We start from the raw sequence: 24481 nt of genomic DNA, 5'->3' as shown, positions 1-24481 counted from the left end.
ACCCCTTGCGGAGAGTCGTCGCCCGGTTGACCTCCGCGCATCCGAGTTTCCCGCAAGGGACGCGATGCCTTCGCCCGGACGACCAGCAACCGTCAACTGGACCGAGACGGCGGAGAACGGGACAGGTGAGGATCGGGGACATGATCGAGATGGCGGCGGTGGTGGGGGTTGCGGTGGCGGCGTTGGGGATGGTGCTCACGCCGGGGCCGAACATGATGTATCTGGTGTCGCGGACGGTGTCGCAGGGGCGGCGGGCCGGGCTGGTGTCGTTGGGTGGGGTGGCGGCTGGGTTCGGGGTTTATCTGGCGGCGGCGACTGCTGGGATCACGGCCGTGTTCGCGGTGGTGCCGGGGTTGTATTTGGGGGTGAAGCTCGCTGGGGCCGCCTATCTGGGGTGGCTGGCGTGGCAGGCGTTGCGGCCGGGTGGGGTTTCGGTGTTCGCGCCCGCGGCGCTGTCGGCCGATCCGACGCGACGGCTGTTCACGATGGGACTGGTCACCAATCTGCTGAATCCGAAGATCGCGATCATGTACATGGCGTTGATTCCGCAGTTCGTGACGCCGGAGCACGGCAAGGTGTGGTTGCAGAGCCTGTGCTTAGGGGCGGTGCAGATCGCGGTTGCACTCACCGTGAATGGACTGATCGTCTTCGGCGCGGGTGGCATCGCGACCTTCCTCACCAAGCGGCCCCTGTGGTTGCGCACGCAGCGCTACATCACTGGCACCATGCTCGGCGCCATCGCTGCCCTGCTCGCCACCGACCGCACCCGCCCCACGCCCGCCTGACGGGGAACGGACCGCACCTCACGTTGGGAAGTGTTCGGCCGCGGCTTCCCCAGGTCGGACACGCGGCGGCGCGGTCCAGGTTGCTACCTCGGATAAACACCATCCTTCGAGGATGGTGGTCAGCTCTGGTTCACCGGCGTGCGGTAAGTGCGGTGGACGAGGCGGCGGTTTTCGCGGGGTGCTGCGGGGGTATGTCGTCGCCGAGGTAGTGCTGTCTCCCGGCGGAGGTCGGGGTACTCGGCGAGCGGGAGGAGGGGTGCAGAGTGGGCGCTTCGACACTGAATCCGGCACGTGCCGATCAACGCGTGGACGGCGCCGTTGTCGAGTTGGACCTCGAGGTCATGTCGTTGAGGCAGGTGCGGGCCGCGGTGCGGCGCCTGCTCGAGCATGCCGCGGGTATCGGGGTCGAGGACGCGGTGCAGGTGTGTGATGAATTGGCCGGCAACGCTGTCCTCCATGCCAGGGCACCGCGCGGCTGCCGGTTGATCGTGGCCGGCCACAGCCGGTTTCGTGTGGAGGTCGACGACGCCTCACCTGCGCAAGCACAGATCCGCAGGCCCGACCACACCGGGGGGCGCGGGCTGATCCTGGTCGACCAGCTCGCCTCCCGCTGGGGTGTCGACTACCACGGCGGCGGCAAAACGGTGTGGGCCGAACTCGGCACCCGGTGCGGCGGCTGTTGAAGTTCAGCTGTCCGGGTGAATGCAGGACGCTTGCCGACCTGGAAAAGCAAGAAACCCGCGCCGTGGCGCGGGTTTCCGGTTTGTCAGCTCCTAGATGGCGCGGACGCTCTGGGCCTGCGGGCCCTTCTGGCCCTGGCCGATCTCGAACTCGACACGCTGCCCCTCGTCGAGGGACTTGAATCCGGAGCCGGAAATCTCGGAGTAGTGAACGAAAACGTCCGGACCACCAGCGTCTTGCGCGATGAACCCGAAGCCCTTTTCGCCGTTAAACCACTTCACAATGCCTTGCGTCATTTACTTTGTATTGCTTTCTGTAGCAAGCCGAGCGATCACTTCAACAGCTCGTACTCACCAGCAAGCATGTCACACTCCCGGCCCCGCATCACCAGGAGGTGAGGCAGCGCACGCCAGAATGGCCATTATGCATTTCACTGCGGAGACATCGTCGAACGGTGTCGTCGAACGCGACTTCACTGTGGGTGAGGTCCCCGGCGTGCTCTGGTCGCCGGCATCCGGCTCCGGCCGCGCGCCCCTGGTGCTGATGGCGCACAGCGGCGGCCAGCACAAGAGAGCACCGGGAATCCTGGCTCGTGCCCACCGCTTCGTGACCGGCTGCGGATTCCATGTCGCCGCCATCGACGCACCCGGACATGGTGACCGGCCCCGAACGGCGGCCGACGAGCAGCACATCGCCGTCTTACAGCAGGCTCAGGCGGCGGCCGAGCCGATCGGCCCGATCATCGCCGGTCTGCACACCTACCTGGCCGAACGTGCCGTGCCGGAATGGCAGGCGACCCTCGACGCCGTGCAGGAACTACCGGCGATCGGCGCCGAAGGGCCGGTCGGCTTCTGGGGCATCATGCAGGGCACCGGGATCGGGGTGCCGTTGACGGCGGTCGAACCCAGGATCAGCGCGGCGGTCTTCGGTTGCCTCGGGCATGAATCCCTGACCGAGGCCGCCGCACAGATCACCGTCCCGATCGAATTCCTGCTCCAGTGGGACGACGAACTGGTCGACCGTCGATCCGGTCTGGCGTTGTTCGATGCCTTCGCTTCGAAGGAAAAGACGTTGCACGCCAACGCGGGCGGGCACGGCGAGGTGCCCAGGTTCGAGGTCGACAGCGCGACCCGGTTCTTCGCTCGGCATCTCGACCGGGTAGGCGCGTCATCGGCCTGACGTGACCGGCGCCACTCATGCCGGTGATCCCGTGGTGAGACGGTAGTGCAGTTCGGCGAACTGGCCTGCCTGTTCGACCTTGGTGAGGCGCATCCGAGTGGACGGGATACGACGCGGCAGCAGAGGTGCGCCCGATCCGAGAGTCACGGGAGCCACGCTCGCGACGATCTCATCGAGCAACCCGGCGTCGGCGAACTGACCGGCCAGGTCACCACCACCGACGACCCAGATACTGCGATCGCCCGCTGCCGCGGCCATCTCACGGTGCACCGGCTCGACGCCCCCGGAGACGAATCGAAGGTTCGCGCCGGGAATCGCGGGAAGGTCGCGGTGGGTGAACACCCAGCACGGGCGGTCGCCGTAGTACTCGCGCCAGTTCTCCGGTGGCTCGTTGGCGAGGATCCACTCGTAGGTGGTCGCGCCCATGCACATCGCGCCGACCTGCGCGAGGAAGTCGGCGATGCCTGCCTGCGCCGCATCCGCCCCGTCGACCTCGAACAGCCAGGAGAGCGAGTTGTCCGTGTCGGCGAGGAATCCGTCCAAGCTGGTAGCCGTGTAGTACTGGGTAGTCATGCCGAGCACGTTGCCAGTAAAACCTGACGGTTCACGACAAGGTTCGGTAAATCAGCCGAGACGCAACCGGCGGACGCCCTCGTCCAGTGTTTCGTCGCGCTTGCAGAAGGTGAACCGCACCAGGTGGTTCCAGGCGGCGGTGTCGTCGGCGAACACGCTGACCGGCACCGCCGCGACGCCGAGCCGCTTCGGCAGTTCCCGGCAGTACGCCAGACCGTCGGCGGCGCCGAGGGGCGTGATATCGGCGCAGACGAAGTACCCGCCCGCACTGGTCCGCACGCCCAGTCCGGTGTCGGCCAGCGCTGCGGCGAGGCGAAGGCGCTTCTCGGACAACGTATCCCGCAATTTCGCGACCCAGCCCAGCTCATGGTTGATCGCGTGCGCGACCGCGGGCTGGAACGGACCACCCGCCACGAAGGTCAGGAACTGTTTGGCCGCGAGCACACCGTCGATGAGGTCGGCGGGACCACACGCCCAGCCGGTCTTCCATCCAGTGACGCTGAAAGTCTTTGCCGCACTCGAGACCACGATCGTGCGCTCGGCCATGCCCGGCAGAGTGGCCAAGCTGATGTGCTCCGCACCGTCGTAGACCAGATGCTCGTAGACCTCGTCGGTCAGCACCAGAATGTCACGCTCACAGGCGATCTCGGCGATCGCCTCCAGGTCCTGGCGGCCGAGCACCGTGCCGGTCGGGTTGTGCGGCGAGTTGACGATCAGCATCCGGGTCGCCGGGGTGATCGCGTCACGCAGACTGTCCAGGTCGAGGACGAACCGGTCACCGTCGGCCACCAGCCTGGCCGTGCGCCGCCGCGCGCCCGCCAGCGCCACCGCGGCGGCGTAGGAGTCGTAGTACGGCTCGATCAGCACCACCTCCTCGCCGGGCTCGACCAGGCCGAGCACCGCTGCGCTGATCGCCTCCGTCGCGCCCACCGTCACCAGCACCTGCGTGTCCGGGTCGTAGTCGGTCCCGTAGCGCCGGGCGCGGTCGTCGGCGACGGCGCGGCGCAGTACCGGCACGCCACGCCCCGGTGGGTACTGGTTGTGGCCTTCGGCGATGGCGCGGCGGGCCACCTCCAGCATGCTCGCGGGCCCATCGGTGTCGGGGAAACCCTGGCCGAGGTTGACCGCGTCGTGGCGGACGGCGAGCTCGGTCATCTCGGCGAAGATCGTCGAGGCGAAGGGGCGCAGGCGGGCAACGGTCTGGGGTCGCGAGGGCATACCCGGAGACTAGTCCAGGCGAAGTACTTGTTGCTAAGCGATAGCTATCCTGCTTTCGAGCGCTGACCAGGCCATTTATCTGCGAAGACTGTTCGCTGCTCCAATGGCAGCCGACCTCGCTATGTTCTGGCCCACAGGCCGCGGGCAAATCTCGAAACGGAATTTTTACAGGTTGCTACCCGGATCGGCCCGCCGTCGGACAAGTACTGCGTTCCCTGTGGCACTTGTCGCGGCGACAGACGGCCGGCACTCAACCCAGCCGAACCCCGCCCAACTTGGCCGGATTGGCCAGATCGTAAGTACCCCAGACCAATCCGTCACGGACAGTGAACCCGACAACCCGGGTGGGATAACCCGCACGACCGTCCCGGGCCGGACGCCCGGCGACCACCAGGCCCAATTGCCCATTGACCGAGGCGAATTCGTAAACCGACGGCGCGTCCTCGAGCCCGTACTTGTGCACCAGCCCCAAGTAGAAGCGGGCGATCCGATCCGCGCCGTGCAGGACGTTCACCGCGGTGGCCGTGGTGCCGTTGGCGTCGCCGATCATCACCGCGTCCGGGTGCAGCGCAGCCGCCACGGCGGTCACGTCACCGGAACTCAGCGCGGTGAGGAAACGCTGCACCGCCGCCTCATGCTCAGCATCGGGCACCGGCTGCGGCGTCCGCGTCACCGCCTTGCGGGCGCGCACGGCCAGCTGACGTGCGGCGTCGGCGGAGATGCCGAGGATGTCCGCGATTTCGTCGAACGGCACCGAAAGTCCGTCGTGCAGCACGAAGGCCACCCGCTGCGGTGGCGTCAGGGTGTCCAGCACGACCAGCGCCGCGAATCGGCACTCCTGCTTGCGCACCACCGCCTCCAGCGGGTCGGGCGCACTCGACGGTGTTCGGGCGGTGACCACGGGTTCCGGCAGCCACTGGCCAACGTAGCTTTCCCGGCGCGCCGCCGCACTACGCAGACGGTCCAGGCAGATGCGGCTCACGACGGTGGTCAGCCAGGCCCGCAGATCATCGATCTCGGACTGGTGCGCGCCCGCCAGACGCAGCCAGCTTTCCTGAACCGCGTCCTCGGCATCGCCGACGCTGCCCGTCAGCCGATAGGCGACCGAGAGCAAATGCGCCCGATGTGACTCGAACAGGTCGGAAAGCAGCGCGGCAACCATCACCGGGAAGTCTACGGTCCGCCGGTGGCACGTTCCCGCGCGGTATCGGTCGTTGGGTGATGGATAAACCGGATGATCCGGCGGGCCGGTCCGTGACAGCATGGCCGGATGGACCATCACGTGCTGACGAACGGAACGATTTGGCTGTCGGCGCCGACGATGGACGACGTGGACACCATCACCGAATGCTGCCAGGAGCAGTCCATCGGGGAATGGGTGACCATCCCGGTGCCGTACGCGCGAGAGAACGCGGTGACCTTCATCGAGGACATCGTCATCCCCGGCTGGGCGGCTCGCAGCCCCACCTGGGCCGTGCGGCTGCGCCCAGACGGACCGGTCGTCGGCACGATCGGCCTCGGAGAACGCGATGAGAGCGCGGCCGAGGTCGGGTTCTGGCTCATTCCCGCGCAGCGGTCGCGCGGCCTGATGACGCAAGCGGTGAACTTGGTATGCGACTTCGGGTTCCGCGCCGACGGGCTGGACGTGGAGCGGATCGGCTGGCGCGCGTACGTGGGCAATTACGCGTCCGCCGCGGTCGCGCGCCACGCCGGATTCCGGTACGAGGGCCTGTCCCGGCTGGGCAGTGTGCAGCGCGGCCGACGCCGCGACCACTGGCTCGCCGCGCGTCTGCGCACCGACCCGCCCGGCCCGGCCGACGGCTGGCCCGCCGAGTTCCACCGCGGCCGGACGACTGCCGCGACGGCACTCGGCTTCGCGGAGGGCATGTCGTAGATTGCGAGGATGGCAGCCGACCAGCGCTTCACCTGGATAGTGCGGACCATGGACGTGCGGCCCGCCGACCGGGTCCTGGAGATCGGCCCCGGTTCGAGCGAGTCGATCGCCTGCCTCGCCGAACAGGTGACCGACGGGACGATCGTCGGTGTCGAGCGTTCCGGCACGGCCGTCGCCCGCGCGCGCAAAAAATATGCCGCCCAGCTCGATTCGGGCCGGGTTCGCCTGGTGCACGCCGACCTGGCGAACGCGGACCCGGACCAGCTGCTGGGCCAGATCGGGCCAGGCACAGCGGGTTTCGACAAAATTCTGGCGGTGAACGTCAACCTGTTCTGGACGAAAAAGCCCAGTGCCGAACTCGCCCTGATCCGGCGGCTACTGACACCCGGCGGCGCAGTGTGCCTGTACTACGGCTACGGCACGCCAGACGCGTCCGAGCCGGCCAGTCCGAAACCGCCGCCCGGCAAGCTCACCGAGCACTTGGCCGAGGCGGGCTTCGACGTCCGCATCATCGCCTCCGGCGATCTGCTGGGGTTGATCTGCTCGACCTGATGCGCGGTGCCACAGGGCTCGCGCCTGAGCAACCGCCGCTGGCGACTTCCTCGCGAAAGCGACGGCCACTCGGACGCGAGCCCGGGCTCTTGATCAGCGCACGCGGCGCTGCCGCACCGCGTCGGCCAGCCGGTCCAGTTGACGTGCGGTGGTCTCCCAGTCCAGGCACGCGTCGGTGATGGATCGGCCGTAGGTGAGTTCGGTGGCGCGGCCGAGGGTGAGATCTTGCCGTCCCCCGACCAGGAAGCTCTCCAGCATCACGCCGACCACACCGGCTTCGCCCGCGGCCAGCCGGTGCGCGATGTCGGTGACCACGTCCACCTGCTTGTTGTGGTCCTTGTTGCTGTTGCCGTGGCTGGCGTCCACAACGACCCGCTGCGGCAGCGACGACTTCTCCAGCCGCAGGCACGCCTCGGCCACCGAAGCAGCGTCGTAGTTCGGGCCGTTGCTGCCTCCGCGCAGGATCACATGGCAGTCCGGGTTGCCGGTGGTACGGATCAGCGCGGAGCGGCCATCGAGGTCGGTGCCGGGGAACACGTGACTCGCCGCCGCGGCGCGCACACCGTCCACCGCCACCTGGACATCGCCGTCGGTGCCGTTCTTGATGCCGACCGGCATCGACAGCGCGCTGCTCAGCTGGCGGTGCACCTGACTGGCCGCGGTACGCGCGCCGATCGCGCCGTAGGACACCAGGTCCGCGATGTACTGCGGGGTGATCGGGTCGAGGAACTCACACGCCACCGGAAGCCCGAGCGCGGTGATGTCGACCAGCAATTTGCGACCGAAGCCCAAACCGGTGTTGACGTCGAACGAGCCGTCCAGGTGCGGGTCGTTGATCAGGCCCTTCCAGCCCAGGCTGGTGCGCGGCTTCTCGAAGTAGACCCGCATCACCACGTGCAGCCGATCGTCGAGTTCGGCGGCCTTGGCCGCGAGACGGCGGGCGTAGTCCAAGGCGGCGGCGGGGTCGTGCACGGAGCACGGGCCGACGATCACCATGAGGCGGTCGTCGGCGCCGTTCAGCACGTCCACGGTGGCCTTGCGGCCCGCACGGACGGTGTCGGCGAGGGCATCGGTGATCGGATGCACGCGACGCACCTCCGCCGGTGAACGCAGCGGGCTGATGTTGAGGGTGCGTTGGTCGTCCAGATCGGAATGCCGAGCGTCGACGTCGGCTGCGGTTGTCATGTCGTGGGTTTCCTTTTCTCGGGGCCGACCCACGGACGTGAAACCCGTCGAGCCGGTCCATCATCCGGCTCGGGGTGGAATGTCGTCAGCGCACGTGGTTGCCGCAGACCAGCCCACCCAGGGCCGGCTTGCTAAACCAGAAATACACGCGCCGCACGTCAGGCACAGTACCAGCCCACTACCACGCCGTGAACGCGGAGTGGTGCGTTTAACGGTGTGTTCAATTTGCAGCGCCTGCGGCGCTGCGTGTTCGCGTTGTTCGCGGCGCGAGCCGTACCAGCGCGATTCGCGCCAAAGCCAGTGCGAATCGAACGCAGCTCCTACCCCCACTGGCCGGGAACGTAGTCACCCGCGGGGGTACGGGCGATGACGTTCATCCGGTTCCAGGCGTTGATCGTCGCGATCGCGGCGATGAGTGCGGCGATCTGGTCGTCGTCGTAGTGCTTGCGGACCTCCTGCCACACCGCGTCGCTGACGGCGCGGCCGTCGCCGATGCGGGTGGCCTCTTCGGTGAGCGCCAGCGCGGCGCGCTCGGCCTCGGTGAAAACGGTGGCCTCGTGCCAGGCGGCGACCAGGTTGAGCCGCAGAGAGGTCTCGCCGGCGTGCGCGGCGTCCTTGGTGTGCATGTCGGTGCAGTAACCGCATCCGTTGATCTGGCTGGCGCGGATCTTCACCAGCTCGTAGGTGGCGGCGGGCAGGGTGGAGTCGCTGATCACCTTGGAGGCCATGGTGAGTCGCTTGACGAAGCTGCCTGCGACCGGGTTGGCGTAGAGGTCGAAGCGGTGTTCCATGATGTCCGTCCTTTGTTCGTTCCCGTTGGGTTCACAAAGACGACGGCGCGCGGCGGACGAGTGTGACATCGCGCCATATGACGCGCATCACAACGTGCGAGCGAAGACGGCGATCGGCTACTTCGTGAAGTCGTAGGTGATGCCGGTCAGCTTGACCGACAGCTCCCACAACTCGCCCGCGAGCTTCTCGTCCCTGGACGCCTTCGACGAGCCGGACGACCCCGGGTAGCCCCGCATACCGCCGAACCCGGTCGGGCCGTAGAAACCGCCCGGCTCTACGTCGGCGGTCGCGGCGTACAAGGTCGGCAGCGCACCCATCGCGGCGCTCTGCGCGAACAGCCGGTTACCCAGCGCCATTACCTTGTCCTGGAAGGATTCGGTGTGCGACTGCAACTCGGTCGCCGCGTAGCCGGGGTGCGCGGCCACCGAGATCTTCCGCGAACCCGCCGCGGTCAACCTGCGCTGCAGTTCCCGGGCGAACATCAGATTGGCCAGCTTGGCTTGCGCGTAGGCGGGCCAGCGCTGGTACTTGCGCCGCTCCCAGTTGAGATCGTCCAGATCGATCGTGCCCATCTGATGCGCGCCGCTGGAGACGGTGACGATCCGGTCGGAGACTTTGTCCAGCAGCAGCCCGGTGAGCGCGAAGTGGCCGAGATGGTTGGTGCCGATCTGCTTTTCGAATCCATCGACGGTGCGCCCCTCGGGCAGCGCCATCACGCCCGCGTTGTTGATCAGCACGTCGGCCTGGTCGATGCCCTCGACGAACTCGCGCACCGACGCCAGATCGGCCAGGTCCAGCTTGCGCACCCGGGCCCGGTCCCCGAGTTCGGCGGCCACCTGTTCCCCTTTGGCCAGGTTCCGGCAGGCAAGCACCACCTCCGCCCCGGCCGCGGCCAGTGCCCGCGCCGTCTCGGCCCCCAGGCCGCTATTAGCGCCGGTCACGATGAACGTCCGACCGCTCTGGTCGGCGATGTTCGAGGTATCCCACCTGGCCATAACGGCTAGTTTAGTCCGCGCCGCGCCCGAGCGAGCGGTTCGGAGGCAGCGGGCGGCGCTACGTCCCGGCGAGGATCTCGTCGTCCGACATCGCCGCGACCTCCAGGTAGAGCGCCGCGACCGTGTCCAGTCGTCCCGCCGTCCCCTGCTCGCGTTCCCGATCGATCATGCGCGCGGCCAAGCCCTCCACGGTCCGCGCCGCGAACAGGTCGGCGACGACCGTTTCGGGCGCGTCCAGCCATTCCCGCACCCGGGCGATCACGGCGGTGGCCAGCACCGAATCGCCGCCGAGGGCGAAGAAGTCGTCGGTGGCGCCGACCCGCTCGGTGCTCAGCACCGACGCGACGACGTCCGCCAGGGCCCGCTCCAGATCGGTTCGGGGAGCGACGAATTCGACGTCGTCGTCGCCGCGCGCCAGCACCACGTGGATCGCCTTGCGGTCGGGCTTGGCGTTCGGGGTCAGCGGCAGCTCCGGCAGGATCTCCACTCGCGCGGGAAGCATGTACGCGGGCAAAAGATCCGCGACGACGTCCAGCACCGCCGCCACGGTCATCTCGGCGCCCGCCTCGAGCACCACGGCGGCGGCCAGCTTGGGCGCCGCGGTTCCGACCACCGCGGCGATCGCGTAACGCACACCGGGCACGGAGCGCAACGCGCTCTCCACCTCACCGAGTTCCACGCGATAACCACGAATCTTGACCTGATGGTCCGCGCGGCCGAGGAACTCCAGGCAACCGTCCGGGAGGTACCGAGCCAGATCGCCGGTGCGGTACCATCGCATGCCGTCGTGGACGACGAACCGCTCGGCGGTGCGTTCTGGGTCGCCGCGGTAGCCCGCCGCGACGCCGTCACCGCCGATCCAGAGCTCGCCGGTCACCCAGTCGGGGCAGTCGTGGCCGGTGGGGCCGACCACCCGGCAGCGCACATTGCGCAGGGGAGTGCCGTACGGCACGGCGGCCCAGTCCGCCGGAACGTCGGCGCCGACCACCTCGCAGATCGTGGAATGGATCGCGGTCTCGGTGGCGCCGCCCAGCGCGACGAACCTGCAGTCCGGCGCCACCTCCGCCAATCGGCTCGGCAGGGCGATATCCACCCAGTCCCCGCCGAGCAGCACGGTGCGCAGCGAGTCCAGCCGCGCGCCCGCCGCGGTGGCGAGCAGCATGTCGAGCAGGCTGGGCACGCAGTTGATCAGCGAAACACCATGGTGGCGAACCAACTCCACCCACTGCGCGGGGTCGCCGCGCTGCGCCTCGTCGACCGTCACCACCGCGCCGCCCGCACCGAGTAGACCGAAGATGTCATAGACCGACAGGTCGAACTCGAGCGCCGAGAGCGCGAGGCAGCGGTCCGCCGAGCCGAGGGTGAAACGCTCGTTCAGGTCGTCGATGGTGTTCATGGCGGCCCGATGCGGTACCTGCACGCCCTTCGGCTTGCCGGTGGAGCCGGAGGTGAACAGCACATACGCGATGCTCTCGGGCGAACCGAAGATCGGACGCGGCAACGGTCCCGGATGACGACGCGCCGCGGCGAGGGCCACGGTCCGCACCCCGGGAATCTCCGCGCCTTCGACGGTCAGCGCTGCGACGCAGTCACCGGTGCGCAGGATCTCCGCCCTCCTGGCCGCGGGCTGATCGAATCCGATCGGAACATACACCGACCCGGCGGCGAGCACTCCGAGGACGGCCACGATCTGGTCCGGCCCCTTCGGCAACTGCACGGCGACCGAATCCCCCGGCAGGACACCGGCTTCGCGCAAGGCGCCCGCGACTGCCAGCGCTTCCGCCGCCAACTGTCTGTAGGAGATCGCGCCGTCCGGCTCCCAGATCAGGGCGGGCGCATCGGGTTCCGCCGCCGCGTTCGCGAAGAACCCGCTGTGCAGCAACCGTCCGCTCACCGGACCCGAGGTCGCGTTGACCCGCGCCCGGGTGGCCGCCTGCTCGACCGGAATCCGCAGCGTCGCCTCGGCATCCCAGCCCGCTGCCCGTTCGGGGGAGGCGCCGTCGCCCGCCAGACGCATGATCGCGTCGATGTACCGCGCGAACATCGCGTCGATCACACCGGGCGGGAACGCCGCTTCGCGCACGTCCCAGTTCAGCAGCAGTCCGCCGCGCACCTCGGTGATCTGCGCGTCCAGCAGCACCTGCGGGCCTTGCGAGATGATCCACACCGGCTCGCCGAAGGTCTCGGTGACGACGTCGGCGAACAATTCCCCGAGGTTGAGCGCACTGGTGTAGACGATCGGTGCGAGCACCGGCTCGCCGCGCAGGCGGCCCAGATCGCGCAGCACCTCCAAGCCGGAGTACGCGGCGTGCGCACCGGCGGCGTGCAGACTCGCCTGCAAGGCGCGGGCCCGCTCCGTAACGGTGGCCGGCTCGGTCACGTCGACCTCGAGCAGCACGGAGGAGGTGAAGTCGCCGACCACGCCGTCGACCTGCGGATGCGCCGGTTCGCGGTGGAAGAGCGGCAGATTCAGCAGAAAACGCCGTTGCGCCGACCACGCTCCGATGGTTTCGGCGAACACGGAGGCCAGCGCCATGGCCGGAGTGATGCCGCGTGCGTGCGCGGTCTCGAACAGCCGCGCTTTCGCTTCGGGGGCGAGCCATCGGTGATAGCGCACCGTCCGGCTCGTGCCCGAAACGCTCTGTGCCTGTGGCAGTTCCGGTGCGCCGGGCAGCTCATGGAGTCGCTGTTGCCACCATTCCCGGTCGCGATCGTGCTCGGCGCCGCGTCCATTCGGCTGGTCGGCGAGGTAGCGCCGGAAGGTGTATTCCTGCTCCGGAAGCGACTCACCGTGATAGAGGCGCGCCAGATCGCTGATCAGGATGCGATAGCTCATCGCGTCGGCCGCCAGCATGTCGACATCCAGATGCAGCCGGGTCCGCCCGTCGGCGAGCAAGGTCAGCGCGATATCGATGACCTGACCGTCCTCGACGGCCATTCGCTGGTGCGTCTTGCGATCACGCAACGACTCCAACGCGTCCTGCGCCTGCGCCGGTGCGCGCAGGTCGGTCAGCGTCCAGACCGGGCGGCCCGGATGGGCCATGGTCTCCTGGGTGCCGTCCGGCCGGAAGCGGCTGCGCAGCATCGGGTGCCGCCGCACCAGCGCTTCGATCGCTCGCTGCAAGCGGTCGGGATCCACCCCGGCGCCGTCGAACTCGACATACAGGTGCGCCGCGACGCCGCCCAGCTCCTGCGACTCGGAACGGCCGATCCAATAGGCGTGCTGCATCGGCGCGAGCGCGAAGGGCGCGTCGTCGTCCTGCTCCGCCTGTTCCGGTCGCGGCTCGCTGAGCGCTTCGATAGCCTCCGGCTCGCCCGCGCCGCCGAGCAGATGGTGCCAGCCGTCCACGGTCGGATTCGCCGCCAGCAGCGCGAAATTGATGTCGATGCCGCGCTTGCGCCAGCCGCCGGCCAGCTTCATCGTCCGGATCGAGTCCAAACCCAGCTGGATCAGGTCGGCGTCGTCGGCGATCGAGTCGGCGGGGATGTCCAGCTGGTTCGCGATGGCCGCGCGGATTTCGTCACGTCCCACCACCGGCCCCGCGGCTGCCACGTTTCTCGCGTTCCCCGCCCCGTCCCCCGGTCGCTGTGCTGACTGCATCTGGCGCTGCCACTCCTTGGTCGCCGCCGAAACCGGCGGATCGAGACTGCTCGGCGGGTAGCCTATCGCATTGAAATAGGGTTGCCTAACCTATATAAGGTAACCCTCGGCTCGACTTTCTGTGAGGCAGACCGTGACTTCGACACCCATCGCGTCGCCACCGCATCGCGACGGCTATGTCCCTTTTCCCGCGCACACGGCCGCGGACTATCGAGCCGCCGGGTACTGGACCGGGCGCCCGCTCGGTGAACTGCTGCGCGCGACCGCACGACAGCATCCGCAGCGCCCCGCGCTACTCGACGCCGGGGGCCCTCGTACGTACGCCGAGATCGACGCCGCGGCGGACCGGATGGCCCACGGGTTGCTCGCGCTGGGCATCGCACCCGGCGACCGGGTGGTGGTCCAGCTGCCGAACGTGCCGGAGTTCCTGACCGTGCTCTTCGGGCTGTTGCGGGCCGGGATCATCCCCGTGCTGAGCCTGCCAGCGCACCGGCGCGCCGAGATCGAGCATCTGGCCGGGCTTTCCGAGGCGGTCGGCTACATCGTCGCCGACCGGGCCGGCGATTTCGACTACCGCGAACTGGCCACGACCGTGCGGGACGCGGTGCCCTCGCTGCGCCACGTCCTGGTGCTCGGCGAGCCGGGACCCTTCACGGACCTGAACTCGATTCCGCGGGAGGGCGGCGAGCTGCCCGAGATCGATCCGGGCGATATCGCGCTGATGCTGGTCTCCGGCGGTACCACGGGACTGCCGAAGCTGATCGCCCGCACGCATGACGACTACGTCTATAACGCGACCGCCAGCGCCGCGGTATGCGAACTGACCGAAAACGACGTATACCTCGCGACACTGCCCGCCGCACACAATTTTCCGCTGGCCTGCCCCGGCATTCTCGGCACCGTCGGCGTCGGCGGCGCGGTGGCCTTCGTCAGCGATCCGAGCCCGGAGAACGCGTTCGCCGCCATCGAGGGGCATGGCGTCACGGTCACGGCGGTGGTGCCGCCGCTGGCCCAGCTCTGGTGCGCCGCCACCGAATGGGAAGCGGCCGACCTGAGCTCACTGCGTCTGCTGCAGGTGGGCGGCGCCAGGCTGGCCGAGGTCAACGCGAAGGAGGTGACTCCCGCGCTGGGCGCGACCCTGCAACAGGTGTTCGGGATGGCCGAAGGTCTGCTCAACTACACGCGGCTCGACGATCCGGTCGAGTTGCTGCACACCACCCAGGGCAGGCCGCTGTCACCCGCCGACGAGATCCGCGTGGTGGACGGCGACGGCAACGAAGTCGCGCCCGGCGAGGAAGGCGAGTTGCTGACCCGGGGCCCGTACACGATACGTGGCTACTACCGGGCGCCCGAGCACAACGCGCGCGCGTTCACCCCGGACGGCTTCTACCGCAGCGGCGACCTGGTGCGCCGGCTGCCCAGCGGTCATCTCGTGGTCTCCGGGCGGATCAAAGACGTGATCAACCGCGGCGGCGAGAACATCTCCTGTGACGAACTCGAGGAGCACCTGCTCGCCCACCCCACGGTCCGGCATGCCGCCGCCGTGGGACTGCCCGACCCCGCGCTGGGCGAAAAGGTCTGCGCCGTTCTCGTCGTCGACGGCGAGATGCCCACCCTGGCCGAGATCAAGACCTTCCTCGCCGCCCGCGGGCTCGCCACCTACAAACTGCCGGACATGCTGCGCCGCAGCGACAAGCTGCCGATCACCGCGGTCGGCAAGATCGACAAGAAAGCGCTGCGCGCCGAGGGCTGAGCAGCACCCGGCCGAAAAGTGGACGGGCAGCGCGGTATCGGTGTGCTGCCCGTTCGCTCGGCCGCTCAGGCCTTGACCACGTAGGGCGCGATGCTGCCCAGCTTCTCGCAGGTCTCCTCGAACTCCCGCTCCGGCCGAGACTGAGCGACGATCCCAGCGCCCGCACGCAGCCAGGCGCCCTCGGTGTTCTGGTACACCGCACGCAGCACGAGTGTCGCCTCCATCGCACCAGACGGCGAAATGGTCAGCACCGCACCGGAATACAGACCGCGGGGATCGTGATCGAGCCGGAACACCGAGTCGACACCCTCGCGCTTGGGAATACCGGAGGCGGTGACCGACGGGAACAGCATTTCCAGCGCGTCCCAGCTGGACCGGTCGGTGGCCAGCCGCCCGCGCACGGTGGAGGCCAGGTGTTGCACGCTGCCGCGCTCACGCACGGCCATGAAATCCGACACCGCCGGCGTGCCGGGATCGGCCACCGCCGCGATCTCCGCGAACGAGGTCTGCACCGAAATCGCGTGCTCCACGATCTCCTTCGGATCGGTGACCAGATCCGCTCGTGCGGCCAGGTCGGCCGCCGCCCCGCGACCGAAGGCGCGGGTGCCCGCCAGCGGCTCGGTGGTCACCACGCGCTCGTCGTCCACGGAGGCGACCAGTTCCGGGCTGAAGCCCGCCGCCTCCAAACCGCCGAGCCGCAACAGGAACGATCGCGCCGGAGTGTTGTGCGCGCGCCCGAGCCGATAGCTGGCCGGAACATCGACCGGGAACGGCAGGTCGACCTTCCTGGACAGGATGACCTTCTGGTACCGCCCCGCCTGGATCTCGCCTACCGCCTCGGCCACGCGATCCCGGTAGCCGGTGGGGTCGATGCCGATGTCGGTCGGGTGCGCCCGCGGGAGTTCGGCGCTCTGCGACTGCGCGATCAGATCATGGATGTCGCCGGTCTCGGCAGGGGTGGCACCGGATACCCGGACACCGAATTCGCCCACGCGCACCTCGATGCGCGGAATCATCAGGTGTGCCAGCGCGGTACGCGGGTCGAGGTACTCGGTCGCGTCGAGCGCCCAGGCGCAGAACTCGAATCCGATCCAGCCGTAGGCGTTCCGCCCTTCGAGGGGCAACGCGCCGAGCGCGCGGTCGATCACCCCGGCCGGGCTGCCTTCCCAGCGGCTGGTCGTGCTCTGCCCCTCCCATGTGACCCGCAGCTCCCGCACATCGAGTTCGACACTGCCGACCGGATCGGCGGCGAACACCCATTCCCCCGGACGCTCGTACATCACGTACTCGCCGAACCGATCCGACGCTGCCAGCTGGGACATCGCTGCCGCCGGATCGGTCACATACTCAACCCGCAGGCGTTCCGTGGTCGACAACGATCCTCCAAAGGTTACCCTGACCTAACTTGCGAAGGTAAGGTTAGCATTACCTCCATGATCTGCACCGGTGTGCTCACGGCCACAGCAGAACCGGCCGATCAACCCGTTGACCGCCCCGCCGAACACAAGCTCGCGAAGGCTTCCACTCAACGGACACGGTGTAATTCGCTGGGCCACAACAGGAACGCCGTCGTGATGGCCGACAACCGGCGACTGCGTCCGCCGCGAGCTGTTGTGCTCACCGCGACTGGGGAGCCCCGAGGCCGCCCGTACACGCAGAATGCTCGGACCATGCACCCCGAACTCGCCGCGCCGACTGCCTGCGCGGAATCGACCCGGCGGGATTGAATAGGGGAGAGCGTCACCTGCGGAGGGAAGAACATCGATGATCGATCACCGCGGCGATTCACCCGCGACCGCCCGACCCGGGACCGCACCGAAGTCGGTGGTGGCCCTGATCGACGCCGCATCGGGGGTGGAACGCGAACTCGTCGGCACCTGGCTGGCCGACGGCGGGATCGGCGCGCAGTTCGGCACCGACGCCCCGGTCACCCAGCTGGACCTGGACGCGGGCGCCGTCGCCGCCCAGCTGGTCAGCAGGCGCGACGATCCGCTGGTGGTGCCGATCCGGGTGCTGTGGCTGCCACCGGAACGCGACGGGGTGCGGCGCGTCACCTTCGGCGACCTGGCCATCCTGACCAATCCCCGCCAACCCAACCGGTTGGCGCAGCGCAGGCTGCTCGGTAAGTCGCCGGACCGATACGTCGTGCTGACCGGCGCGCCCGCCCGGCTCAGCGAGCTGCGGGCGAACAATCCGGAGGCGGCGGCGCTGCTCGACAAGGGCACCGCCGAGCCGTTCGCCCGCGCCATCGTGCGCGCGGCGGTAGTGGCGCTCGAACGTGCCGAACGCACCATCATCGGCGACCGGTACAAGGTTCCCCGGCTGGTCACCGAGGAAATCCTCGACTCCCCCGACTTCCTGCGCAGGCTGGAACTGATCGCCGACCAGATCGGGGCGAGTCCGCATGAGGTGTACCGCCGCGCGGAGAAGTCACTTGGCGAACTCGTCGCCGCACAGAGCAGGCTGGTCTCCGATCTGTTCACCCAGGCCATGCGGCCGGTGCACGCCTCGACCTGGAAGGTGGACTGCGACGAGTCCGGCCTCGCCGGGCTGCGCGATCTGAACCGCCGCTTCCCGCTGGTGTTCCTGCCTTCACACCGTTCATACGTCGACGCGTTCGTGCTCGGGGACGTACTGGCCCGCAACGACTTTCCGCCGAACCATGTGATCGGCGGCGCGAATCTCAGCTTCTGGCCGATCGGCCCGATCGCCCGGCGCACCGGAGCGGTGTTCATCCGGCGCAGTTTCGGCGACGACGAGGTCTACAAGGCCGTCGTCGAGGAGTACTTCGCCTACCTGCTGGCCAAGCGCTTCAACCTGGAGTGGTACTTCGAGGGCGGCCGTACCCGCACCGGCAAGCTGCGCCCGCCGCGCTACGGTTTGCTGAACTATCTTGCCGCGGCGGTACGGACGAATCGCGTCGACGATGTCATGCTGGTGCCGGTCTCGATCACTTACGAGCGGCTCAACGAACTCGGCGCCATCGCCACCGAGCAGGTCGGCGGCACCAAGAAGCCCGAGGGGCTGGCCTGGCTCGCGCGCTACATCCGCAGCCAGCAACACTCCGCCGGGCACGTGTATGTGCGCTTCGGCGAGCCGCTGTCCGCCCGCGACCGGCTCGCGGCGCACGGTGACCCGCTCACCACCCCGCCGCTGACCATCCCACTGCACCGGATCGAGCCGATCCCGCCGAGCCGCATCCAAGCCGGGATCGTCGGCGACCACGAACCACCGGAAGTCACCGAGCTGGAACGCAAGGCCGTGCAGCGGCTGGCGTTCGAGGTCGCGGTCGGGATCAACGCGGTCACGCCGATCACGGTCAACGCGCTGGTCACTCTGGCGCTGCTGGGCGTGGACGGGCGCGCCCTCACCCTCGGCGAGGTGCGTACCGTGCTCGCGCCGGTGCTCGGCTACATCGACAAGCGCGACCTGCCCGGCGGCGAAGTCGACGCTCTGCGCGACGAGCAGGGCCTGGCCGTCGTGCTCGAGCAGCTATCGCTGGCCAAGGTCGTCACGGTGTACCGGGGCGGGCTGGAACCGGTGTACTCGATCGAATCGGGCGCGCACCTCGAGGCCGCGTTCTACCGCAACAGCGCCGTGCACTGGTTCGTCAACCGCGCGATTCTCGAGCTGTCCATCCTCGCCGGGGTCGACATCGGCGAGGACGACGACGCGCTGAAGACCGGCTGGGGCGAAGCGTTCCGCCTGCGTGACCTGCTCAAGTTCGAGTTCTTCTTCCCCGAGCGCAGTGAGTTCGCCGACCAGATGGTCGCGGAGATGCTCCTGGTGGACCCGGACTGGTACAACCACACCCGCCGCGACACGCGAAGCTCCGACATCCTGGGGAAGCTCACCGCCTCCGGATTCATGATGGCCCACCGGGTGCTGCGCTCCTTCTTCGACGCGCAACTCGTGGTGGCGGAACGGCTGGCCGACCGGGACCCGGGCGACGAGATCGACCGCAAGGAGTTCATCGCCGAATGCGTGGCCGTCGGCAAGCAGATGATGCTGCAGCAGCGGTTACACAGCCCGGAGTCGGTCTCCACCGAGTTGTTCACCAGCGCCTTGAAGCTCGCCGACAACTACGACCTCGTGGAGACAGTGCCCGACGACTCGGAGCGTCGCACGGAATTGACCCAGCGCAGAACGGAATTCGCCGATCGCCTACGCACCATCGGTGTCCGCATCGCGCAAGCCGCCGCGCTGGACCCGTCCAACATGGAACTGCGGTGAGCACTCGCCCCGCCGACCTCGACGCCGCGGTCGCCACCATCCGCTCCGGACCGCAGGGCCCCACCGTCGCCGCGGTCTTCGACTTCGCCGGCACGGTCATCGACGGCCCGGGGCGAGGACACCTGCCGCTGGGCCGCCGCAAGCCCGAGGACGTGCTGCTCGGCGGCATCCGCAACGGCATGACCGAGGGCGAGTACGCGCGGTTCCTGCGGCAGCTCACCGAAGTGCTGGCCGGACGGTCCGAAGCAGACCTGGACGAGCTGGGCAGGCAGCTGTTCCGGCGGAGCAGCTACGGACACCTGTATCCCGAAGCGTGGCAGTTGATCCGGACCCACCGGGCAGCCGGGCACACGGTGCTGCTGGTCAGCTCGCTGACCAGGTTCCAGGTGCTGCCCGCGGCGACGCAGCTGGGCATAGCGCACGTCCGCTACACGCCGATGGCCGCCGACGACGGCGTGCTGACCGGCTACCCCGACGGAAAGACACTGTGGCGCAACGGCAAGGCCGACGCGGTCACCGAATTCGCCGCCGCACAGGGAGTGGACCTCGAACGCAGCTATGCCTACGCCGACGCCATCGCCGACCTACCGCTGCTGTCGCTGGTCGGCCATCCGGTGGCGGTGAACCCCGATGACGCATTGGCCGAAATCGCCGACCGGCATCGCTGGGCGAAGCTGAACTTCCGGCCGCGCCACTCGCCGCGCGCGAGCGACTACGCCCGCACCGCGGCCGGCTTCGCCGGACTGCTCGGCGGGGCGCTCTTCGGCGTCGCGTCGAAGGCTCCGACCAAAGACCGCCAGCAGATGGCCGACGCACTGATGGCGCAGGCGGCGCGCAATACGCTGCGCATAGCCGGGGTGCACCTCCGGGTCACCGGTGCCGAGCACGCGAAATCACCACGACCGGCCGTCTTCCTGTTCAATCACCAAAGCCAGTTCGACATCATCATCGTGCCAAAAGTGCTCGGCGGCGGCGTGACCGGCATCGGGAAGAAGGAACTCACCAAGAACCCGGTGTTCGGTCCCCTCATGCGCTTCGCCGGGGTGACGTTCATCGATCGCTCGAACACCGCGCTGGCGAAGGCGGCGCTACGACCGGTTGTGGAAACCCTGCGGAACGGACTGTCGATCGCAATGTCCCCCGAGGGAACTCGCTCCTACACCCCCGAGGTCGGTCCGTTCAAGAAAGGCGCATTCCACATCGCGCTCCAGGCCGGGGTGCCGGTGATCCCGGTCGTGATCCGCAACGCAGGCGAGATCTGCTGGCGCAACGCGATGGTGGCCCGGCCCGGGACCGTGGACGTCGCGATCCTCGAGCCCATCGATGTCAGCGGATGGGACCCCGACGACCTGGACGAGAACGTAGAGCGGGTGCGACAGCTGTTCATCGACACGCTCCTGGACTGGCCCGAGTGATCATGCAGGTGTGCGCTGGCGGCTCCGGCCTGTCGGCCATGTACGCGGTGTCGGCGCCGGTGCTCGTCTTCGGGTTGAGGATATGGGTCGTGCTCAGAGCGTGCGGCCCAACAGCAGCTTCCACGGCATCAGTGCCGACTCGAGCTGCACTTTGAGGCTCATCTTGGAGGCGCCAAGGGTGCGTTCCTCGAACCGGATCGGAACCTCGGCGATCGTGACGCCCTTCTTGATCGTGCGATAGTTCATCTCGACCTGGAAGGAGTACCCGTTGCTGCGGATCGAGGCGACGTCGATGGCGCGCAGGGTGTCGGCCTTCCATGCCTTGAAGCCCGCGGTGGCGTCCTTGACGCCCAAGCGCAGAATCAGGTTGACGTAGAAGTTGGCCCAGGCCGAAAGCGCCTTGCGGTACCACTTCCACTCGGCGGCGGTCGAGCCGCCCGGGACGTAGCGGGAACCGAGCACCACGCCCGCATCGGTGGTCGTCAGCTTCTCCAGCATGGCCGGGATGACTTCGGCGGGATGCGAGAGGTCGGCGTCCATCTGGATCACCACGTCCGCGCCCTCGTCCAGCGCGCGCGTGATGCCCGCGACGTACGCGCGCCCGAGCCCGTCCTTCTCGGTCCGGTGCAGCACACCGACCACGTTCGGCAGCTCTGCGGCCAGCTTGTCCGCCACCTCACCGGTGCCGTCCGGCGAGCTGTCGTCCACCACGAGCACGTGCAGGTCGGGCACGGGCAGCGTGGTCAGCCGCTCCACCGCAACCGGTAGATTCTCCCGCTCGTTGTAGGTCGGCACAACAACGGTAACCCTCAAGGGTCGCCCTCCCTGCTGATCCTGGTTTCCGCTCGCAGCCCACGCCAGGACCACCGAGCATTCGTCGAGTTCTGGAGAACCGTACTCGATACCCCCGACCGCGGGCTGAGCGGCCGCACCCGGCGCGACACGGTTCGGCCCTCCGACCTGCACCTCAAGATCAACTTCGCGGGACCGGGGAACACTCTCCCCCGCCGTGCCGACGGAGCAACGGAGGATTCACCGCATGCGATGCAGCGCGGCGGGCCATCCACCGCAACTGATCGAAATCCATTGCTGCACAGGCAAACGTCCGACGCCGCGCACCTCACTCCCCCTCGCGCCAGGTGCGATCCCGGGCGTCCTCGCGCTCATTGCGGGCATGCGCGATTTCCAGCGCGCGCTCCGCCGTCGCCCGGTCCGGATAAGGCCCCATTCGATCGCGGAACCAGCACTGCCGTCCTTGTTCAGCTCGTTTATGCTTCAAGCAGTAATACCAGCGCTCAGCCATACCTCCAGCATCCCACCCAGGACCCGACCGCATCCCGATTTCGTGTTCGCCCATCCGTAGCGGTGCGCCCGCGACCGCAATTCGCGGCCGAGCTCTACCAAAGACTTCGGTAATGGATGAGTGAGTCGCATATCAGAACCGCACCGAACGCGACGAAGAGTATGCGCACCGAAGTCGGTCCATATGTGGTGAGAATGCGAACGACCTTTCGATACACACGGCGCGCTGCGATGGTGCGCCGCATGGCGAGGCCGAGAATCAGCAACGGCGGAAGCAATGCCAGCGCGCAATAGGCGATGATGATCAGCGGCCACCAGGTAGGTAGCGGATCGCGTGCGGAGATCATCGCGAGTCCAGCCAGATAAGGAACCGCCGTCGGCGCCTGCGCGATACCGATCGCCACCCCGATCACGGCCAGTAACCAGGGTTGCCGTCGCAATGCCGTCCCCCGTTTCGGGTCAGCCGTTCCGGTCATCCGAATGCCCGCCAGTGCGATCAGCACCGCGCCGACAGCGAGTTCGCCCCAATACCGCACCCCGGAGGTGAGCTCGAAGTCGACCAGGTCGCTCAGAAAGCCGATTCCCAGGACCGTGCAGATCCCGAAGGCGGTGGTGACGGCGAAGACGCCCGCAAGCAAACTCAGACCGCCGGCCAGCGGCGAGCGCCGAACCAGCCTGCTGTCATAGACGACGGCCGTGGTGACGCCGATGAGCAGCACGTCCAGCGAATCGAGGAAGGCGAACCCCGCAAGCGCGAGGAGAAGGATCGACATGGCGGCGCCAGCCTACCCGCGCCGCGGTGGACAACCGACGCCCCGGTCATGAAGGCCTTTGCGGCACTGTGTAATTCGCCACACCCGCAACGAGCGAGTCGGTCAGCTCGATCGACGCACGCCCCGGCCGCATGATCCACCCGCGCGGCAAGCCGCGCGCTCCGATAACCAAACCTGCTGAGCGGTGTCCCCATCGCGGTATTCGATTGGCCTGGCAGAAACCGTCGAACGGGACCCCCGCAACGCACCCACACAACACTCGAACTGGACCGACCCGCGCAACGTAACCACCGCGCAAGGGGGTCCGGGGGCGAAGCCCGCCGGGCGGGGCGTGCGGGTTGCACCCCCACAAGACATGACGAAGCGAAAACGGCCCATGCCCTCCATGGGCATGGGCCTGCTATGAGCGGAGTGGCCAGGGCCGGGATCGAACCGGCGACCTTCCGCTTTTCAGGCGGACGCTCGTACCAACTGAGCTACCTGGCCGCAGGCACCCGAAGTGAATGCCGTACGCCGAACGCCGGAATATCCGGCGTTCAACTGCGACCCTGACGGGACTCGAACCCGCGACCTCCGCCGTGACAGGGCGGCGCGCTAACCAACTGCGCCACAGGGCCATACTGTGCTACCAACGATCCGCAGATCGTACCCCCTACGGGATTCGAACCCGCGCTACCGCCTTGAAAGGGCGGCGTCCTAGGCCGCTAGACGAAGGGGGCTCGTCCCGGATTTCTCCGGACCGGCTTTCAACGGCTGTCCGTTGGGAGCTGGGATAGCTTATGACAGACCGGACTCGAATCCCAAATCGGCTGGTCAGAGCCCCAAACCGAGCTCCTCCAACCGGGCCTGCGCACGCCAGCCGTCGCTGCGGAACTTCTGCAGCCACTCCAGGGTGGCCATCGCCTCGACCACCACCTCGAGCGCCTCCTCGAAACGGGACCGCAGATCGACCTGACCGCCGAGCAGGTCCACCATGTATCGCTGACCGGCCAGCGCCGCCGCCAGCGTGCGGGTGAACCGGTCCGGGTCGGCGTCGGCGCGCAGCTGCCCGTGGTCGATGGCGCGCACCGTGAGCACCCTGGTCGTGCGGCCGAGGATGCGCCCGCCGCCCGCTTGCACGTCGCGGTAGAAATCCGGCTCGATGATCAGGCGATACTCGGCTTGCACGATGATGTCGTGCTCCAGCCGCAACGCGATCTCGTCGACCATCCCGTGCAGGATGTCCAGCGGGCTGAGATCCGCTCGCGCGAGCCAGCGCTCAGCGGAGGCGCGGTAGCGCTCCACGGCGGTCTCCAGCACCGCGCGCGCGAGGTCTTCCTTGGAATCGAAATGGAAGTACATGGCGCCCTTGGTGGCACGCGACCCTTCCAGTATGCGGTTGAGCGATGCAGCGGCATAGCCGCTCTTCCCGAACTCAACGGCGGCGGACCTGATAATCGCCGCCCGTGTCCGGCGGGCCCGCTCTTGCTGCCGTGCCATGCTCGAAACGCCTCCGAAGCCTACTCGCCGCCAAGCAGCCACTCCCAAAGGAACGGTCCCTTGGCACGAAT

At 68.1% G+C, this 24481-nt stretch carries 21 protein-coding genes and 3 tRNA genes; 8 read left to right on the top strand and 16 right to left on the bottom strand.

Features of this window, described 5'->3' with window-relative positions; genetic code table 11:
* The first annotated feature begins 140 nt into the window (after window positions 1-140).
* Together AB0M45_RS07075 and AB0M45_RS07070 are read left to right on the top strand one after the other, a co-directional pair.
* Complete coding sequence (locus AB0M45_RS07075) at window positions 141-785, top strand: LysE family translocator (RefSeq protein WP_364323803.1); 645 nt, start codon at window positions 141-143, stop codon at window positions 783-785.
* 263 nt (window positions 786-1048) lie between these two features.
* On the top strand, window positions 1049-1468 hold the full coding sequence (locus tag AB0M45_RS07070; RefSeq protein ID WP_364323801.1) for an ATP-binding protein: 420 nt from the start codon (window positions 1049-1051) through the stop codon (window positions 1466-1468).
* A 90-nt stretch (window positions 1469-1558) separates the two neighbouring features.
* Here the strand turns inward: AB0M45_RS07070 and AB0M45_RS07065 are convergent, their stop codons facing one another.
* Window positions 1559-1762: a cold-shock protein gene (locus AB0M45_RS07065; protein WP_195129817.1), complete on the bottom strand. Its 204-nt coding sequence runs from the start codon at window positions 1760-1762 to the stop codon at window positions 1559-1561.
* Between the two features lie 127 nt (window positions 1763-1889).
* On the opposite strand from AB0M45_RS07065, the gene AB0M45_RS07060 reads away from it, so the two are divergent.
* Window positions 1890-2645, top strand: a complete 756-nt coding sequence (locus AB0M45_RS07060) for an alpha/beta hydrolase (RefSeq protein WP_364323798.1) — start codon at window positions 1890-1892, stop codon at window positions 2643-2645.
* A gap of 15 nt (window positions 2646-2660) precedes the next feature.
* On the opposite strand, the gene AB0M45_RS07055 is transcribed toward AB0M45_RS07060, so the two are convergent.
* The 3 genes from AB0M45_RS07055 to AB0M45_RS07045 form a co-directional block, all read right to left on the bottom strand.
* On the bottom strand, window positions 2661-3218 hold the full coding sequence (locus tag AB0M45_RS07055) for a dihydrofolate reductase family protein (RefSeq protein WP_364323796.1): 558 nt from the start codon (window positions 3216-3218) through the stop codon (window positions 2661-2663).
* A 51-nt stretch (window positions 3219-3269) separates the two neighbouring features.
* Entirely contained in the window at window positions 3270-4436 is a 1167-nt protein-coding gene (locus AB0M45_RS07050) for a pyridoxal phosphate-dependent aminotransferase (RefSeq protein ID WP_364323794.1), read from the bottom strand.
* 250 nt (window positions 4437-4686) lie between these two features.
* Window positions 4687-5598: a sigma-70 family RNA polymerase sigma factor gene (locus AB0M45_RS07045; protein WP_364323792.1), complete on the bottom strand. Its 912-nt coding sequence runs from the start codon at window positions 5596-5598 to the stop codon at window positions 4687-4689.
* 108 nt (window positions 5599-5706) lie between these two features.
* On the opposite strand from AB0M45_RS07045, the gene AB0M45_RS07040 reads away from it, so the two are divergent.
* Together AB0M45_RS07040 and AB0M45_RS07035 are read left to right on the top strand one after the other, a co-directional pair.
* A complete protein-coding gene (locus AB0M45_RS07040) occupies window positions 5707-6330 on the top strand; it encodes a GNAT family N-acetyltransferase (protein ID WP_364323790.1) in 624 nt (207 codons plus the stop codon).
* Window positions 6331-6339: 9 nt separating this feature from the next.
* Window positions 6340-6882: a class I SAM-dependent methyltransferase gene (locus AB0M45_RS07035; RefSeq protein WP_364323788.1), complete on the top strand. Its 543-nt coding sequence runs from the start codon at window positions 6340-6342 to the stop codon at window positions 6880-6882.
* 93 nt (window positions 6883-6975) lie between these two features.
* On the opposite strand, the gene AB0M45_RS07030 is transcribed toward AB0M45_RS07035, so the two are convergent.
* The 4 genes from AB0M45_RS07030 to AB0M45_RS07015 all read right to left on the bottom strand — a co-directional run bounded on the left by AB0M45_RS07030 (window position 6976) and on the right by AB0M45_RS07015 (window position 13455).
* Entirely contained in the window at window positions 6976-8067 is a 1092-nt protein-coding gene (locus AB0M45_RS07030) for a 3-deoxy-7-phosphoheptulonate synthase (RefSeq protein ID WP_364323786.1), read from the bottom strand.
* Between the two features lie 320 nt (window positions 8068-8387).
* A complete protein-coding gene (locus tag AB0M45_RS07025; RefSeq protein WP_364323784.1) occupies window positions 8388-8858 on the bottom strand; it encodes a carboxymuconolactone decarboxylase family protein in 471 nt (156 codons plus the stop codon).
* A 117-nt stretch (window positions 8859-8975) separates the two neighbouring features.
* On the bottom strand, window positions 8976-9854 hold the full coding sequence (locus AB0M45_RS07020; RefSeq protein WP_364323782.1) for an oxidoreductase: 879 nt from the start codon (window positions 9852-9854) through the stop codon (window positions 8976-8978).
* Window positions 9855-9912: 58 nt separating this feature from the next.
* Window positions 9913-13455 (bottom strand): amino acid adenylation domain-containing protein, encoded by a 3543-nt coding sequence (locus tag AB0M45_RS07015; protein WP_364323780.1) that lies wholly within the window; start codon window positions 13453-13455, stop codon window positions 9913-9915.
* A gap of 133 nt (window positions 13456-13588) precedes the next feature.
* On the opposite strand from AB0M45_RS07015, the gene AB0M45_RS07010 reads away from it, so the two are divergent.
* Window positions 13589-15208 (top strand): AMP-binding protein, encoded by a 1620-nt coding sequence (locus tag AB0M45_RS07010; RefSeq protein ID WP_364323778.1) that lies wholly within the window; start codon window positions 13589-13591, stop codon window positions 15206-15208.
* A gap of 65 nt (window positions 15209-15273) precedes the next feature.
* Here the strand turns inward: AB0M45_RS07010 and AB0M45_RS07005 are convergent, their stop codons facing one another.
* Complete coding sequence (locus tag AB0M45_RS07005; RefSeq protein ID WP_364323776.1) at window positions 15274-16584, bottom strand: salicylate synthase; 1311 nt, start codon at window positions 16582-16584, stop codon at window positions 15274-15276.
* 388 nt (window positions 16585-16972) lie between these two features.
* Here AB0M45_RS07005 and AB0M45_RS07000 point away from each other — a divergent pair, with 388 nt between their 5' ends.
* Both AB0M45_RS07000 and AB0M45_RS06995 read left to right on the top strand, forming a co-directional pair.
* The gene (locus AB0M45_RS07000; RefSeq protein WP_364323774.1) at window positions 16973-19441 is read left to right on the top strand and encodes a glycerol-3-phosphate 1-O-acyltransferase; all 2469 of its coding nucleotides are present in this window, start codon (window positions 16973-16975) and stop codon (window positions 19439-19441) included.
* Window positions 19438-20856 carry an HAD-IB family hydrolase gene (locus AB0M45_RS06995; RefSeq protein ID WP_364323772.1) on the top strand — a complete coding sequence of 473 codons (1419 nt, stop codon included), beginning with the start codon at window positions 19438-19440 and terminating at the stop codon, window positions 20854-20856. The genes AB0M45_RS07000 and AB0M45_RS06995 overlap by 4 nt, the downstream gene beginning before the upstream one ends.
* Window positions 20857-20949: 93 nt before the next feature.
* On the opposite strand, the gene AB0M45_RS06990 is transcribed toward AB0M45_RS06995, so the two are convergent.
* The 7 genes from AB0M45_RS06990 to AB0M45_RS06960 all read right to left on the bottom strand — a co-directional run bounded on the left by AB0M45_RS06990 (window position 20950) and on the right by AB0M45_RS06960 (window position 24410).
* Window positions 20950-21669, bottom strand: coding sequence for a polyprenol monophosphomannose synthase (locus AB0M45_RS06990; protein WP_364323770.1), 720 nt, complete (start codon window positions 21667-21669; stop codon window positions 20950-20952).
* A 307-nt stretch (window positions 21670-21976) separates the two neighbouring features.
* Complete coding sequence (locus AB0M45_RS06985) at window positions 21977-22159, bottom strand: hypothetical protein (RefSeq protein WP_364323768.1); 183 nt, start codon at window positions 22157-22159, stop codon at window positions 21977-21979.
* Between the two features lie 94 nt (window positions 22160-22253).
* The gene (locus tag AB0M45_RS06980) at window positions 22254-22931 is read right to left on the bottom strand and encodes a GAP family protein (protein ID WP_364323766.1); all 678 of its coding nucleotides are present in this window, start codon (window positions 22929-22931) and stop codon (window positions 22254-22256) included.
* A gap of 412 nt (window positions 22932-23343) precedes the next feature.
* Window positions 23344-23417 (bottom strand) — tRNA-Phe (locus AB0M45_RS06975).
* Between the two features lie 57 nt (window positions 23418-23474).
* Window positions 23475-23548: transfer RNA gene (locus AB0M45_RS06970), tRNA-Asp, on the bottom strand.
* A 29-nt stretch (window positions 23549-23577) separates the two neighbouring features.
* Window positions 23578-23650 (bottom strand) — tRNA-Glu (locus AB0M45_RS06965).
* A 94-nt stretch (window positions 23651-23744) separates the two neighbouring features.
* Window positions 23745-24410: a TetR/AcrR family transcriptional regulator gene (locus tag AB0M45_RS06960; protein ID WP_040773768.1), complete on the bottom strand. Its 666-nt coding sequence runs from the start codon at window positions 24408-24410 to the stop codon at window positions 23745-23747.
* Window positions 24411-24481: the final 71 nt, after the last annotated feature.

This window comes from Nocardia sp. NPDC051787, assembly GCF_040681325.1.
Lineage (GTDB): Bacteria > Actinomycetota > Actinomycetes > Mycobacteriales > Mycobacteriaceae > Nocardia.
Note: the sequence above shows the minus strand (reverse complement) of the source record. Positions and strands in the feature narration are given on the sequence as shown.